The organism is Psychrobacter sp. NPDC078409, assembly GCF_050268505.1.
Classification (GTDB): domain Bacteria; phylum Pseudomonadota; class Gammaproteobacteria; order Pseudomonadales; family Moraxellaceae; genus Psychrobacter.
The window spans coordinates 103,748-118,226 of sequence record NZ_JBNNGW010000006.1 but is presented as its reverse complement, the minus strand read 5'-3'; the positions used below and the strand labels follow the sequence as shown (position 1 = coordinate 118,226).

Sequence of the window (14,479 nt, the reverse complement as noted above, 5' to 3'; positions counted from 1 at the left end):
CGCGACCGATGTCGTAAACAAACCAATGAGAAATGTATGGCGCACAAAAAGAAGAACGTCCGCAAAAAACTCTGCCCCGTCTGCGAGCGTGAGTTTAGCTGGACTAAAAAGCTGGATAAAAACTGGGAGAGCATGGTTTATTGCTCAGACCAGTGTCGCCGAATTAAGAAGTATGAGGGCGTAGAGCATCAGAAGTAAGATTTCACCACAACGCAAATAGTCAAAAGTAGATGAGAGCAAACAATGGCACATAAAAAAGTAAACCTACCGCAAAAAACCTGTCCCGTCTGCCAGCGTCCGTTTACGTGGCGTAAGAAGTGGGAGAAAGATTGGGAGCAAGTGATTTATTGTTCTGAGAAGTGTCGGCGGGGGAAAGGTAGTGATTCTAACTAGCCTTATAATAATTTTAGGATGCAGTCAGTAAGCTATATCACAAGAGATTTGAGGGTCAGATATGCATGCTATACATGAAGATATAAAGAAAATTTGTGAGGAAGGGGTAATTGGTTTTTATAAAGGTTTAGAAGTTATAACTATATTTGGCTTTAATAAAGAAAAAAATATTGCTTTCAACGTTTTAACAGTAGTAGTTGCCGTGGAGTACGATATAGATATAAACAAAAAACCAGAAATTTTGACTGAAAAGAGAATAGAATTAAAAAGTAATAGTTCAGTTTTTTTTGGTATACAACGCCAATATATAAATTTTGAGATGTTTTATGAAGGTGTGATTACGTTAAAAGAAACAGGGTCATGGAGTGTTAGTGGGAAGGATTTAGTTATAGGTAATATCGAAGAAGTTGGAAGAAAATTTGTTCCTTCAGACTCTACTTTAAATGTACCATTAAATAATATCCTTAAAAATAACTACTTTAGTGGCAGTTATGTATATGAATGGTTTGATGTGGAAAAATCTCACCTTAAATTTTTATTTGAAAAACCTATATTGCTACAAGAGTTATCATCTAAAATAAGTTGTTATCTACCATTAGGGATTGGTAGTCTATCTGATAAACTTGGTAATTTGATATTACAATTACCTATTTCAATTATCCATTCTAAAATAAGTCATCAAAAATTAGGCTTAGATTTATATTGTGAAATTTATTGGAATAAGAAAGCAAAAAAAACTAAACGAGATTTGCAATTATACCTAATAGCTGAAAATGACAGTATATATCCTGAATTTTATTCGATTAATATTAACGAAGGAAAATATCCTATAAAAATGAAGCATGAAGGTTTTAATCACAGATATTTTATATGGGATAAAGCAAATGAAATATTACTTTCAGCGTCAAGTCTCACAGGGTTTATTTCACGTATAAACATGAATTTTGGAATGTCGGAAAGCGAACCTAGGATTTTTAAGACCCTGACAGGAGCTATAAAACAACAAAGAATCAACGTGCAAATATCTTCAAATAATGATGTAGGATCAAGAAGCGACGTTGCTGAGTCTATTAATAATTTTCAAAGCTCTAGAGTATTTGAAAAAGAGCGAGACGACTTACTTAAAAGGAAGGAGTTTATTCAATACCACAAAGGCGATGAAATTAGAGCATTAGTCGACTTGCGTTACCTGATTAATGAATATGGACAGAAAGGAATATGGTTATGGGATCCTTACCTATCAGCTAGTGATATTTTAAATACATTGTTTTTCTGTAAACACGCAAATTCAGAGTTAAAAGCTATAACGATTTTGAATCATCATGAACCTGATGGTGGACAGAATTTATGCTCGTTCTTACCAAATAAGTGGATTGATAAATTTTTAAAAAAAGAAAGAAATAGTAAAAAGAAATTATTCGATAAATTCGGAATTGATTTAGAAGAAAACTCAGGCAATAAAAATGGTTTAAATTTAGAGTTTAGAGCTAAATATGGGAATAATGGTTGGTCATTCCATGATCGATTTATTATTTTTCCATTTACAGATCAAGGTGCAATAGCTTGGTCTCTTGGCACGTCAGTTAATAGTTTAGGACAAAGCCATCATATTTTTCAAAAGGTATCTCATGCCCAACTCATAGCTAATGCCTTTGATGAGCTATGGCAGGAGTTGAACATCGGGGAGTGTTTAATTTGGAAGTCATAAATAACAATAAAAAATTTTGGATCCAGCTATTTAAAAATATTGAAAATTCTCCAACTATAGAGCCTAAACGTGCTCTCAAAGAAATAACCTCGCTTGATATAAATATTCCATTTAATCTTAATAATGATGAAGTAGAATCAATATATTTAGAACTAAAAAAGGATTTTATATGGCTAGAATTTTTTTATTGTAAAATAAATGAAGGATTAAGAAATAGCTTAACTGATTCTGAATTTTTTGAATTGAAAGGACTATGCAAATGGATTATTGATAAGATCAATAATTGGAAATTAGATTCGGATCCTAATTTAAAAATAATATCATTATGCTTTTTAGTTATAAATTTATTTAATATTAATATATGGTTTTATCTTAAAGATAAAATTAATAACATAGAAATTGAAAACGAACTTTCATTAAGGGTTATTAAATTTAAGTCAAATGTAAAATGTTATGAAAGTTCGTTAATATGGGAGAAAGAAGCTATTCAAAAAATAGATATCTTCATAAAAAATCGAGACTGGTTGGGAATAGCTAATAACTGGAGTATTTTTAGAAATTCTAAAATATTTGCATTTCCAAATATTTTCCAATCACAGTGTTTTTTGTTATTAAATGAACTTTGCTTAGATAAGCTAACACGATCTTTAGAGCGCTATGAAGACTATTTTTCAATGATGTCACTAGTTAATAATGAACTATATTTACTTGATAGTAGATTTCTACTTGCTTCAAAAACGAATAATGACTTACTTAAATTTGCTCTTTTATTTGACTTAGAGCTAAAAAATCATATTAATCTATCTAACGAACAAGAAGTAGTTCTAGCGGGAATTTTCGCAAATATTTGTAAGAATAAAGAGCTCGCGAAAATTTGGTTTGAAATTCTTAATAGGTATCTAGTTAGATTCTATTTCTTCTCTGGAGCTTTTGGCATATTTATAGCTAAACATGCGAGTGAGGAAGATATAAATATTTACCTGAATTCACTAGGTAATAGTAGATTTGGACAAACCCTCAGTTATAACTATAGTGATGATAGAAGGATACTTACAGAGGTATTTGAAAGGTTCGACTCATTAGCAAGTTTAGAGAAAAGAAAGATATTATGGCATATCGTATATTCTAAATATATTGAACATGGTTTATCTAACTATGATGGGACCGATTATATGAATAACCTTTGTTATTCAGTATTTGACTATGCAGTGGTGAGCTATTTTTTAGAGTGTGTCAATATTAGTAATCTTGAGAGCAAACTTGCACAAATCAATCAGGAACTGACTGATATTCACTCAAATTGGACAAATTCTGAAATAGATCTTCGTAGTAAATTTTATAAGCTGATTTCTTTATTACAGCCTATCTACCATACAAATTTAGTACTAGAAGCGAAAGTTGAAAAGTTACAGAAAGTAGGTTCTTATTACGTTCCACCTCAGCTTGTCAATGATAAAAGAACAGGTCTTATGTTTGATTTTACATTAGACGGTTAGATTTATCCATTAGTTCTATATGTAAATAATAAAGGGATTCTTGCTATAAAGAGTCCCTTTATTATCCAAAGTTTTATATTATAAGTTTAGATTCAACAACATCTTCTTACCAGTCTACGTATTTCAGCCTTTATGCTCATCATGACTCTCTAATTGGCCACGACTACTTCCTCCAACACTGAAACACTTACAACCAATCCTCAAGCAATAAAACCCCTACCTCGCATCTCTCTTCGCAAAAATATTCGCAACCAGCGCACCACTAAAGTTATGCCACACACTAAATATCGCACTCGGTAAGGCAGCGACAGGATTAAAATAAGTCGCGGCAAGGGCAGCGCCCAGACCAGAGTTTTGCATGCCCACTTCCACCATAATGGCGCGGCGTTGCTTCTCCGTAAATCCAGACAAACGCGCGATCACATATCCCAAGGTATAACCCAGCATATTGTGCAGAGCAACGACGATAAAGACGATGGCACCGCTATCTAAGATGGTCGCTTTAGACACGGCAACCACCGCCGCGATGATAATAGAAATCCCCAATACCGACACCATCGGCAGTACTTCGGTGACGAACTCGATTTTTTTACCCAAAAACTTATGGAATATAACACCCAATAAGATAGGTAAGATGACGATTTTAGTAATAGTCATCATCATACTGGCTAGGTCGATATCGATCAGCTGACCGGCAAACACGTTTAATAGGACAGGCGTCAAAAAAGGCGCAAGTAGGGTAGAGATAGAGGTAATCGCCACACTCAATGCGACATCACCTTTGGCTAAGAACGTAATCACGTTACTAGACGTACCGCCAGGGCAGCAACCTACCAAGATGACACCGACCGCGATTAAAGGATCAAGGTCAAAGATTACGGTTAATAGGTAAGCAATGAGAGGCATGAGCGTGAATTGTGCTAATAGTCCAACCAGTACAGGCTTGGGGCGTTTGACAATCTCTAGGAAATCTTCCGTTTTGAGCGTCATGCCCATCCCAAACATAATGATGCCAAGTATAGGAACGATCAAAAAAGCTAACGATGCAAAAAATTCAGGAAAAATAAATCCCAAGACAGCACTGACCAATGCCCAAATTGCAAAAGTTTTGCCAATCCAACTAGAAAGTAATGCAATCTGATTCATAGCCTGTCTCACAACAATAAAAGTAATAAAGTAGACAATAATCTAGCATGGTTCTTGTCAGTAAATGATAAAAGTATTTTGCTATGGACGTAGCGATAAGTTTGCTGATGGTGGGCAAAATAGACTGCCATAAAAAATGGCTTACTTATATTAAATAAGTAAGCCAGAAAAGCACTATTAGGTTTTTATAATTGCATTAGCCAATCGACTACAAGTTCGGATTTAACCACTTCTCAGCAGTCTTCATATCCCAACCTTTACGCTCCGCATAACTCTCTAGCTGGTCACGGCTGATTTTTCCAACATTGAAATACTCACTATCAGGATGCGAGTAATAGAATCCGCTGACGGATGACGCAGGCCACATCGCATAGCTTTCGGTCAAGGTCGTACCAATCGCATCTACCGTACCGAGCCAGTCAAACAATTTACCTTTTTCGGTGTGCTCAGGGCAGGCAGGGTAGCCAGGCGCAGGGCGGATACCGACATATTTCTCTTTAATCATCTCATCATTGGTAAGTGATTCGGTCGGCTGATAGCCCCAGTACTCTTTACGGATAAGCTCGTGTAGATGCTCAGCGAATGCTTCAGCTAAGCGGTCAGACAGTGCCTGTACCATGATGGCATTATAGTCATCGCCCGCTGCTTTATATTGCTCAGCCAGTGCTTCTGTACCGACGATAGAGACAGTAAAACCGCCCAAGTGATCGGTATGCGTCTCTGATGGCGAGATAAAGTCTGCCAAGCTAAAGTTTGGCTTACCACTGGCCCCCTCTTGTGAACGGTTGCTTTGCTGACGTAAATGCTCAAACTGATAGGTTGGTTTGCCGCCATCAGCAGGCGCATTGTCATATACAGTCACGGTGTCTGCGCCAGTGCGGCGAGCAGGCATCAGTTTAAACACCCCTTTCGCTACGATTGATTTCTCATCAATCATCTTTTGTAGCAGCTCTTCTGCATTTTCAAACAGATCGCGAGCCGCTTCACCAACCACATCATCTTGCAGTATTTTCGGGTATTTACCGGTCAGACCCCAAGAGATAAAGAACGGTGTCCAGTCAATATAAGGTAGTAGGTTGGTGATTGGATAGTCATCCAATATCACTTGTCCTAGCTTATTTGGCACTGGTGGTACATAAGTTTCCCAGTCGTACTGAAAGCCAATCTTGACCGATTCAGCATAGGTGACTTTGGCGGCTTTTGGTTGACGCTTAGCCAGACGCTCACGCACTTTGACATACTCTTCACGGGTCTCATCGATGAGCGCTTGACGGTGCTCTTTCGACAGCAGTTTTGTCACCACGCCGACTGAGCGCGAAGCATCCGATACATAGATGACGCCATCATTTTGATATTGCGGCTCGACCTTGACGGCAGTATGCGCTTTCGACGTCGTTGCACCGCCAATCATCAATGGTAGTGTCATGCCGCGCTCTTGCATCTGCTTGGCGACATAGACCATCTCATCGAGACTTGGAGTAATCAGACCAGACAGACCGATGATGTCGACTTTTTCTGCGATGGCAGTATCGAGGATTTTTTCACATGGCACCATGACACCGAGATCGACGATATCATAGCCGTTACAGCCAAGCACCACGCCGACGATATTTTTGCCGATATCATGCACGTCGCCTTTGACGGTTGCCATTAGGATTTTACCTTTGACTTCGCCTTCGACTTTTTCCGCTTCGATATACGGGTTTAGCCATGCAACGGATTGCTTCATCACGCGGGCAGATTTTACGACTTGCGGTAGGAACATCTTACCAGCACCGAATAGATCACCGACGATATTCATACCGTCCATGAGTGGCCCTTCGATGACTTCTAGTGGTTTAGGATACTTCTCCCATGCTTCTTTGGTATCCGCTTCGATAAAGGTCGTTACGCCCTTGACCAGTGCGTGGGCGATACGTTCTTCTACCGTGCCTTCGCGCCAGCTCATATCGACAGTACTGTCTTTTTTCTTGCCGCCATCTTGGTAGTTTTCAGCAACCGTCATTAGACGTTCAGTCGCATCTTGACCAGTTTCACCTTGATTGCGGTTGAGCATGACGTCTTCGATAGCGTCACGGGCTTCCTTTGGAATATCATCGTACAGCTCAAGCATGGCTGGGTTGACGATACCCATGGTCAGACCGTTTTTGATCGCGTGGTATAAGAATACAGAGTTGATCGCTTCACGGATTGGGTTACCACGGAAACTAAACGAGACATTGGATACGCCGCCCGAGACCATCGCGTTCGGTAAATTTTCCGTAATCCAGCGTGTGGCATTGATAAAGTCAGCACCATAGTTGTTGTGCTCGGTGATACCCGTGGCAACGGCAAAGATATTTGGGTCAAAGATAATGTCTTCTGATGGGAAGCCCACCTCATTGACCAGTACGTCGTAGCTGCGCTTAGATATTTCAATCTTGCGCTCGTAAGTGTCAGCCTGTCCGGCTTCATCAAATGCCATAACGATAATCGCGGCACCATAACGCATACATAATTTGGCTCGCTCAACGAACTCAGCATGGCCTTCTTTTAGCGAGATAGAGTTGACGACCGATTTACCCTGCGTACGTTTAAGACCTTCTTCGATAATGTCCCATTTAGACGAGTCAATCATCAGTGGCACACGGCTGATATCTGGCTCACCTGAGACCAAGTTGACAAAATGAATCATCGCCTGCTTGGAGTCGAGCATGCCTTCGTCCATATTGATATCGACGATTTGCGCGCCGCCCTCGACCTGATCACGCGCGACATCGAGTGCTTCGGTATAGGCTTCGGTTTTAATCAAGCGTAGGAATTTTTTAGAGCCTGTGACGTTGGTACGCTCACCAACATTGACGAACAAGCTATCAGAATTGATGGTAAATGGCTCTAGACCTGATAGTCGGCAGGCAGGCGCTATCTCAGGAATAACACGCGGTGGATAATTCGCCACGACTTTAGCAATTTGACGGATATGCTCAGGCGTCGTACCACAGCAGCCGCCCACGATATTTAGGATACCTGCTTTGGCAAAACCTTCGAGTAGGGCAGCGGTTTCTTCAGCGGTTTCATCATACTCACCAAACTCATTGGGCAGGCCAGCATTTGGATGCGCAGAGACAAAGGTATCAGCGATGTTTGACAATGTCTGAATATGTGGGCGCAGCGCATCAGCACCTAGCGCACAGTTAAAGCCAACGGATAGTGGCTTGGCATGGCGGATAGAGTTATAAAACGCCTCGGCTGTTTGACCCGATAACGTGCGACCTGAGGCATCGGTGATCGTGCCCGAAATCATGATTGGCAGCTCAAAGCCAATATCGTCGAACACACCCGTGATGGCAAATATTGCCGCCTTGGCATTTAACGTATCAAAGATCGTCTCAATCAAAATAATATCGACGCCGCCTTCTATCAGGCACAAGGTCGCTTCACGGTAGTTGAGTACCAACTCATCAAAGGTAATATTACGAAATGCAGGATCATTGACATCAGGCGATAGCGAGCACGTACGTGACGTCGGGCCCACGACACCCGCAACGAAGCGCGGTTTCTCAGGCGTTTTTGCGGTAAATTCATCGGCCGCTACTCGAGCAATCTTGGCTGCCGTCCTATTCAGTTCTGGCACTAGATACTGCATATCATAGTCAGCCATCGACAGACGCGTACCATTAAAGGTATTGGTTTCAATGATATCAGCGCCCGCCAGCAGATGATCGTGATGAATGTCTTTAATCATGTGTGGCTGAGTCAGTACCAGCAGGTCGTTGTTGCCGCGTACATCTTGGTCAATATCAGCAAAACGCTCACCACGATAATCCGCTTCTTCTAGCTTATAGGTCTGAATCTGCGTACCCATCGCACCGTCTAACATCAAAATGCGTGATGCCATCTGCTCAGTGATACGTGCACGTGCGGTTAGCTGCTGCTCTTTAAATGGAAATACAGCAGGTGGCGTTAATATAAAGTCATTAGCGGATGAGGAACTAGAGGCGGTATTGGTATGAGAATCGGTTGGTGAGGTCGTCGTTGAAATCATAGGTGTGCTGCTTATATCGTAATTATTAAAAAAAGAAGGAATAACAAACCAGTAGCGTGCAGAGTCTCACGAAGAGGACCGCAAATTTGCATTATTTTAGCATGAAAAGTTTGCTACATAGGGATACTGCATATTCCTCTTTGGCAATAGATAAATAAGAGGAGAGCTAAGTAACAAAGTAAGGTATCAGAGTCTATTTCATAAAGCAGATAGGCACAAATGAATATCATTTCGCTAAGGGCTTACATAAAGCTTTTCTTTTGCAAATGAAAGCCAACGGAAACGCTCAGAAGTCAGACAGAATTTACATCCATACCACAAAAAATTGCGCAAAGGCAGGTTGATAAAGATTGCTTACATGTTAATTTAATTTCAGAAATACAAGGTCTTAGTAAGTCCTACTTATAAATATAGGCTCATTTATTAACAATAACTGGTACTAAGAGTATTGGTGTTAACAGTACAGTATGGTGAGCAAATGGCATTAGCAGGCAGGATGATCTGTAAGACAGTAATATCATAGTTGAAACAATACCAACGTCAAAGAAATTCAAATCATTAAGGAAAATGTTATGAAACTTACTAAAATTGCCACCATCGGTACATTGGCTATCTCAATTGCAGGTCTGAGTGCTTGTAATAATATGATGCCAGCAAAGACGGGTGATATGAAAGCACCAATGCACAGTCAGAGTATGGCTAAGATGAATGTTGTACAAGTTGCTCAAAGTAATCCTGATTTTTCAGTGTTGGTAGAAGCGGTACAAGCAGCAGGCTTAGTCGATATGTTGTCTGATCCTAATGCTCACTATACGGTATTTGCACCGACCAATGCTGCCTTTATGCAAGCATTGCAAGAAACAGGTATGACCAAAGCACAGTTATTTGCTAATAAGCCACTATTGACCAAAGTATTGGGTTATCACGTAGTGGCTGGTGATATGGCTATGTATGCCAAAGACGTGAAGCCTGGTAACGTAATGACTGCTAGCAAAGACACGTTGATGGTAACTAAAGAAGGCAAATTGATGGATGAAAACGGTCGCACAACGAACATTGTGAAGACTGATATCGCTGCCAACAATGGTGTTGTCCATGTAATCGATAGAGTATTGTTGCCTAAATAAGTATTAACTGAGGCATACCAAATGTATTTATTGTAAGACTAAGCAGCCATTGTTTGTGATGATTTCATTATCAGACAATGGCTGTTTTAGACTTCAGAGCTTTATCTATATAAGTTTCTATTTAGGTTGAGACTATTGAGATATGAATTCAGAAGTAGTCAAGTACCATCATTTTGTCTGAAAAATCGCAATAACTGATATACAAGCAAACAATGCTATATACGTGATTGATACAGTGTTGCTACCTAAGTAAATACCATTTGAAAATTAAACAGTTAGACTGAGAACTATCAATATAACGGACTAAATAGTATGACTAAGTAATTGGTACGTTTATCAATTATTGGTCGCCATTATATTTATCGAAAGTTATTAATTTAAATAAATCCCTTAATCAATTATTTATCCAAAAAGGAATTACCTATGTTAAAGAAGAATTTGTTGTCTATCGCAGTTGTAACCGCAGCCATGTCATTAGCAGCGTGCAACGATACTGAGACTGTTGCAGAGCCAACTGAACCAGAAGCCACTGAAGAGATGGCAGTTGAGCCAGTTGCTGAGACCGAAGCTGTTGAAGCAGAGCCAATGGCCGAAATGGACGTGGAAGCGACTCAAACTATCGCTGAAATCGCAGCAGAAAACGAAAACTTAACTATCTTAACCGCTGCGCTACAGGCTGCTGGTCTTGATACTATGCTAATGGAAGAAACTAAGCATACTGTATTTGCCCCAACTGATGATGCGTTTGCGCCAGTACTAGAAAAACTAGGCGTAACTAAAGAAGAGTTATTGGCCAATACAGACTTGCTAAAAAAGGTTCTTCCTTACCATGTACTAGCCATGGAAGTTAAAGCAGCTGATATCCCATACGGTACTGAGATCGAAACAGCGAACGGTAAAACTATTACTATCAGTGAAGACAATGTGATTACTGATGCTACTGGTAATACAGCAAATATCACTGGTACAGATATCATGGCAACCAATGGTGTGGTTCACACTATCGATGCAGTATTAATGCCTGAATAAGCTATTTATTAACGCGTAGACTCATAATCTACAACTTATTTAAAGAAAGCCTAGCCATCGCGCTAGGCTTTTTTTACGTCTACGAATTAAAAATAGGGGAATTGTGGTTTACCTATACTGGTACGGCTACCCGATCAGTATGGGACTATAAAATGCCAAAGTAAGCTCTATACAAAGGCAGGCAAAATGCAAAATGACAGTTATACGTTGTTTCAGATACAGGTTAACTTTGAGAGATAAAGAGATAATTTTAAGGTATTAAATCAGCTCGTATGAATATGATTTTTAATATTTCGGTAAGCTATTCTGTAGCAGTGTAGAAAACTATCCCAATAAAAAAGCCCGAGAACATAGTCTCGGGCTTTTTGTTTATTCAATAAGACTAAGGAGCAATCCTATAAAATCGATTTACACTTTATCTTTACGTAATGGATCAGCGTTCATGCTTTTTTGCTGTGCTAGATGACGCTCTTCCCAATACGGTGCGTTTTTGATACCGAATTTAGCAGGATCAAAACTATAGCGAGTGACGCCAGCTTTGCGCTGAGCTTCATAGTCTTTAAGCATAGTAAGTGTTGGACGAGCCACGATGAAGATGACAAGAATACCAACAATGTTAAGCCAAGCCATAAGACCAACACCGATATCACCGATTGCCCAGATATAACCAGCTGAGTTTAGACCACCATAAGCAACCATCGCCATGATAAGAATTTTCACTAGGAATAGACCAGTTCTGTTCGCACTACGACCAAGGAAACGTGTTAAGTAAGCGACGTTTACTTCAGCGATGTAGTAGTAAGCCAGAATTGTTGTAAAGGCAAAGAAGAATACAGCGATTGCGATAAAGGCATTACCAAACGTACCGTATACAGATTCCATTGCCATTTGCGTGAACGCAGGAGCATTGATTTCAGTAGTAGCAGCAACGTTCTGTACGATGAACTGACCATCTGGTAGCGTACCTTGAATGTTGTACATACCAGTAGACAAGATCATGAATGCAGTAGCAGAACATACTAGTAATGTATCAACATATACTGAGAATGCCTGAACTAGACCCTGCTGTGATGGATGCTCAACTTCAGCAGCAGCAGCAGCGTGAGGACCTGTACCTTGACCAGCTTCGTTAGAGTAGATACCACGTTTCACACCCCAACCGATAGCAGCACCAAAACCTGCTTGTGCAGTGAATGCATCACCAACAATCATACCAAATACATCTGGAATCAAGCTGAAGTTGCTGAACATGATGATTAGCGCTAGGGCAATATAACCTAATGCCATGAAAGGTACTGCAAACTCAGTAAAGGTTGCAATACGCTTAATACCACCAAAGATGATGATACCTAGCACCACTAAGATGATAGCCAAGCCGACCAAACGCATAGAGCCAACTTCTAGGCCTGCAACGTTCATGATCGTACCTTCGCCCATTACCTGTGCAAATGCACTGATAACACCGTTCGCCTGTACACCAGGTAAGAACATACCACATGATAAAATAGAAGCGATTGCGAAAAGGATACCGTACCACTTTTGACCAAGGGCACGTTCAAAGTAATAAGCTGGGCCACCGCGATATTCGCCAGTTACCACATCTTTTTCTTTGTAAATCTGAGCAAGAGTAGATTCGACATAGGCTGTAGATGCGCCTAGAAAGGCTACGACCCACATCCAGAAAACGGCACCTGGGCCACCGAAGCCGATAGCAGCAGCTACCCCAGCGATGTTACCCATACCCACACGACCGGCGAGTGAGACGGCAAGTGCCTGAAATGATGAGATACCCTGTGCACTAGATTTACCAGTGAATAGGAGTTTGATCATCTCACCGAATAGACGTACTTGTACAAAGCGCGTCATAATGGAATAGAACAGACCGGCACCCAAGCAGAGATAAATCAGCGCTGGGCTCCAGATAATTCCATTTACTAAGTTAACTAAACCTTCCATATTTATGTTCCTAGTACTGTCTCAAGGTGGCACTGTTTGCTAGGAGTAAACTAACTGGTTAACTTACTTATTTAAGTTAAGCAGTTAAAGTCTCTGCATCGACTTATTTGTTGTCTAAGTCTCATGTGCTTGGCCACCAAGAATGGACTGTAGTTGTCTGTATTTACCCGCGTATCTCATCAGTAATACGGACTATTTGCATAGCGCTTATCACTGACAATATAAATATCAGCTGCGTTTACTATTATTCTACAACCTCAACTACTGCGGTCTTCTATCATCATGTTAGATATTAGATGATTCATAAGTTGACCGGCGGATAAAACAGGCGGTTATATAATTAAATATCCATCACCATGATGGCATTCAACTTACTATGAGCTGTCTTGAATAAATACATGACTGGTATGGCGAATCGACAGTATTTAGCGATAATTTGACAGTTAATTGATCTTTTTATTAAGAAATTAACAACTCGCTAATACTAATCAAACTATAAGTCCACTACCAAATGTATTCAAACCGTACGGCTACGTAACTGCAATTTGCCATATTTTTGTACTAATTACTAGAAATTTCTTTATAGACGGTAGATATATTCGTATTTTATTTGGCTGATACATTAGCAAGATTTGGATTATATATAAATAATTGTTTGTACTTTCATAACATTTATTCTGATTGCGCCAGACTGCTAGATTTTTGCTCTATATCTATCATGATAAAAACGCGTTATCGTTGACACTATGCGGTTGTGTTTTGGTAACGGTCAATTGTAAAAAGCCGTATATAACGCCATCATTAGGACAACTTCTTTTGATATCATGCTGATAGAGTAATGCGCAGATATACAATATATAGAGCGCATGACTGCCGTATGAATACCAAGAAAATTTAAAAATATTAAAAACGTGGTACTGGATATTTGTTATTTATCATTATTAGGAGAATCAACAATGACGCGTAAATCTATTATGAAGCCGATGTTGCTAGCCGCTTTATTGACAACTTCTACGGTTGGTCTAAGTGGCTGTGGCTACAACAACCTGCAGGCACAAGATGAGCAGGTCACTGCTTCATGGTCAGAAGTGGTCAACCAGTATCAGCGCCGTTCTGATTTGGTGCCAAACTTAGTCAAAGTCGTACAGCAATATGCCGAGCAAGAGCAAGAAGTCTTCACCCAAGTGGCAGAAGCTCGCTCACGTGCGGGCGGTATCACGGTGACGCCAGAAGTGCTTAATGATCCAGAAGCGATGGAGCGTTATGCAGCAGCGCAAGAGCAGATGACAGGTGCATTGTCACGTTTGATGGCGGTATCTGAGCGTTATCCAGATCTAAAATCAGATGCACTGTTTCAGGATTTGCAGGCACAGTTAGAAGGTACTGAAAACCGTATTGCTGTTGCTCGTAACCGCTACATCCAAGAAGTGCAAGGATACAATACAACGGTACGTCAGTTCCCAACCAACATCACTGCAAAAGTATTTGGGATGGATACTAAGCCCAACTTTAGTGTGGCAAACGAAGAGGCAATTTCAACCGCACCAAGTGTTGATTTTGGCGACTCTGCAGAAAAGTCTGCTGAATAAAATTTAGAATG

General features: G+C 40.2%; 10 protein-coding genes. 7 read left to right on the top strand and 3 right to left on the bottom strand.

Annotated elements, in window-relative coordinates:
* The first annotated feature begins 36 nt into the window (after positions 1-36).
* The 4 genes from ACQKC9_RS12360 to ACQKC9_RS12345 all read left to right on the top strand — a co-directional run bounded on the left by ACQKC9_RS12360 (position 37) and on the right by ACQKC9_RS12345 (position 3,597).
* The gene (locus ACQKC9_RS12360) at positions 37-198 is read left to right on the top strand and encodes a DUF2256 domain-containing protein (protein WP_075106903.1); all 162 of its coding nucleotides are present in this window, start codon (positions 37-39) and stop codon (positions 196-198) included.
* A gap of 45 nt (positions 199-243) precedes the next feature.
* Entirely contained in the window at positions 244-393 is a 150-nt protein-coding gene (locus ACQKC9_RS12355) for a DUF2256 domain-containing protein (protein ID WP_427622019.1), read from the top strand.
* A gap of 61 nt (positions 394-454) precedes the next feature.
* Positions 455-2,101, top strand: coding sequence for a VPA1262 family N-terminal domain-containing protein (locus ACQKC9_RS12350; RefSeq protein ID WP_427622017.1), 1,647 nt, complete (start codon positions 455-457; stop codon positions 2,099-2,101).
* On the top strand, positions 2,056-3,597 hold the full coding sequence (locus ACQKC9_RS12345; protein ID WP_427622016.1) for a hypothetical protein: 1,542 nt from the start codon (positions 2,056-2,058) through the stop codon (positions 3,595-3,597). The genes ACQKC9_RS12350 and ACQKC9_RS12345 overlap by 46 nt, the downstream gene beginning before the upstream one ends.
* A gap of 216 nt (positions 3,598-3,813) precedes the next feature.
* Here the strand turns inward: ACQKC9_RS12345 and ACQKC9_RS12340 are convergent, their stop codons facing one another.
* Both ACQKC9_RS12340 and metH read right to left on the bottom strand, forming a co-directional pair.
* Positions 3,814-4,743 (bottom strand): bile acid:sodium symporter family protein, encoded by a 930-nt coding sequence (locus tag ACQKC9_RS12340; RefSeq protein ID WP_427622015.1) that lies wholly within the window; start codon positions 4,741-4,743, stop codon positions 3,814-3,816.
* A 208-nt stretch (positions 4,744-4,951) separates the two neighbouring features.
* Positions 4,952-8,767 carry a methionine synthase gene (gene metH, locus ACQKC9_RS12335; protein WP_427622014.1) on the bottom strand — a complete coding sequence of 1,272 codons (3,816 nt, stop codon included), beginning with the start codon at positions 8,765-8,767 and terminating at the stop codon, positions 4,952-4,954.
* Positions 8,768-9,339: 572 nt separating this feature from the next.
* Between metH and ACQKC9_RS12330 the strand changes: the two genes are divergently transcribed.
* Both ACQKC9_RS12330 and ACQKC9_RS12325 read left to right on the top strand, forming a co-directional pair.
* Positions 9,340-9,894, top strand: a complete 555-nt coding sequence (locus ACQKC9_RS12330) for a fasciclin domain-containing protein (protein WP_427622013.1) — start codon at positions 9,340-9,342, stop codon at positions 9,892-9,894.
* A gap of 423 nt (positions 9,895-10,317) precedes the next feature.
* Entirely contained in the window at positions 10,318-10,923 is a 606-nt protein-coding gene (locus ACQKC9_RS12325; protein WP_427622012.1) for a fasciclin domain-containing protein, read from the top strand.
* A 408-nt stretch (positions 10,924-11,331) separates the two neighbouring features.
* Here the strand turns inward: ACQKC9_RS12325 and ACQKC9_RS12320 are convergent, their stop codons facing one another.
* On the bottom strand, positions 11,332-12,879 hold the full coding sequence (locus ACQKC9_RS12320; RefSeq protein WP_427612408.1) for an alanine/glycine:cation symporter family protein: 1,548 nt from the start codon (positions 12,877-12,879) through the stop codon (positions 11,332-11,334).
* 956 nt (positions 12,880-13,835) lie between these two features.
* Here ACQKC9_RS12320 and ACQKC9_RS12315 point away from each other — a divergent pair.
* Positions 13,836-14,468, top strand: coding sequence for a LemA family protein (locus ACQKC9_RS12315; protein ID WP_101204949.1), 633 nt, complete (start codon positions 13,836-13,838; stop codon positions 14,466-14,468).
* The last annotated feature ends 11 nt before the right edge of the window (positions 14,469-14,479 follow it).

What these genes read in the sequence shown, in the direction of transcription:
- ACQKC9_RS12360 (WP_075106903.1), top strand. Translation starts at nt 37, where the DNA reads ATGGCGCACAAAAAGAAGAACGTCCGCAAAAAACTCTGCCCCGTCTGC.
- ACQKC9_RS12355 (WP_427622019.1), top strand. Translation starts at nt 244, where the DNA reads ATGGCACATAAAAAAGTAAACCTACCGCAAAAAACCTGTCCCGTCTGC.
- ACQKC9_RS12350 (WP_427622017.1), top strand. Translation starts at nt 455, where the DNA reads ATGCATGCTATACATGAAGATATAAAGAAAATTTGTGAGGAAGGGGTA.
- ACQKC9_RS12345 (WP_427622016.1), top strand. Translation starts at nt 2,056, where the DNA reads ATGGCAGGAGTTGAACATCGGGGAGTGTTTAATTTGGAAGTCATAAAT.
- ACQKC9_RS12340 (WP_427622015.1), bottom strand. Translation starts at nt 4,743, where the DNA reads ATGAATCAGATTGCATTACTTTCTAGTTGGATTGGCAAAACTTTTGCA.
- metH (WP_427622014.1), bottom strand. Translation starts at nt 8,767, where the DNA reads ATGATTTCAACGACGACCTCACCAACCGATTCTCATACCAATACCGCC.
- ACQKC9_RS12330 (WP_427622013.1), top strand. Translation starts at nt 9,340, where the DNA reads ATGAAACTTACTAAAATTGCCACCATCGGTACATTGGCTATCTCAATT.
- ACQKC9_RS12325 (WP_427622012.1), top strand. Translation starts at nt 10,318, where the DNA reads ATGTTAAAGAAGAATTTGTTGTCTATCGCAGTTGTAACCGCAGCCATG.
- ACQKC9_RS12320 (WP_427612408.1), bottom strand. Translation starts at nt 12,879, where the DNA reads ATGGAAGGTTTAGTTAACTTAGTAAATGGAATTATCTGGAGCCCAGCG.
- ACQKC9_RS12315 (WP_101204949.1), top strand. Translation starts at nt 13,836, where the DNA reads ATGACGCGTAAATCTATTATGAAGCCGATGTTGCTAGCCGCTTTATTG.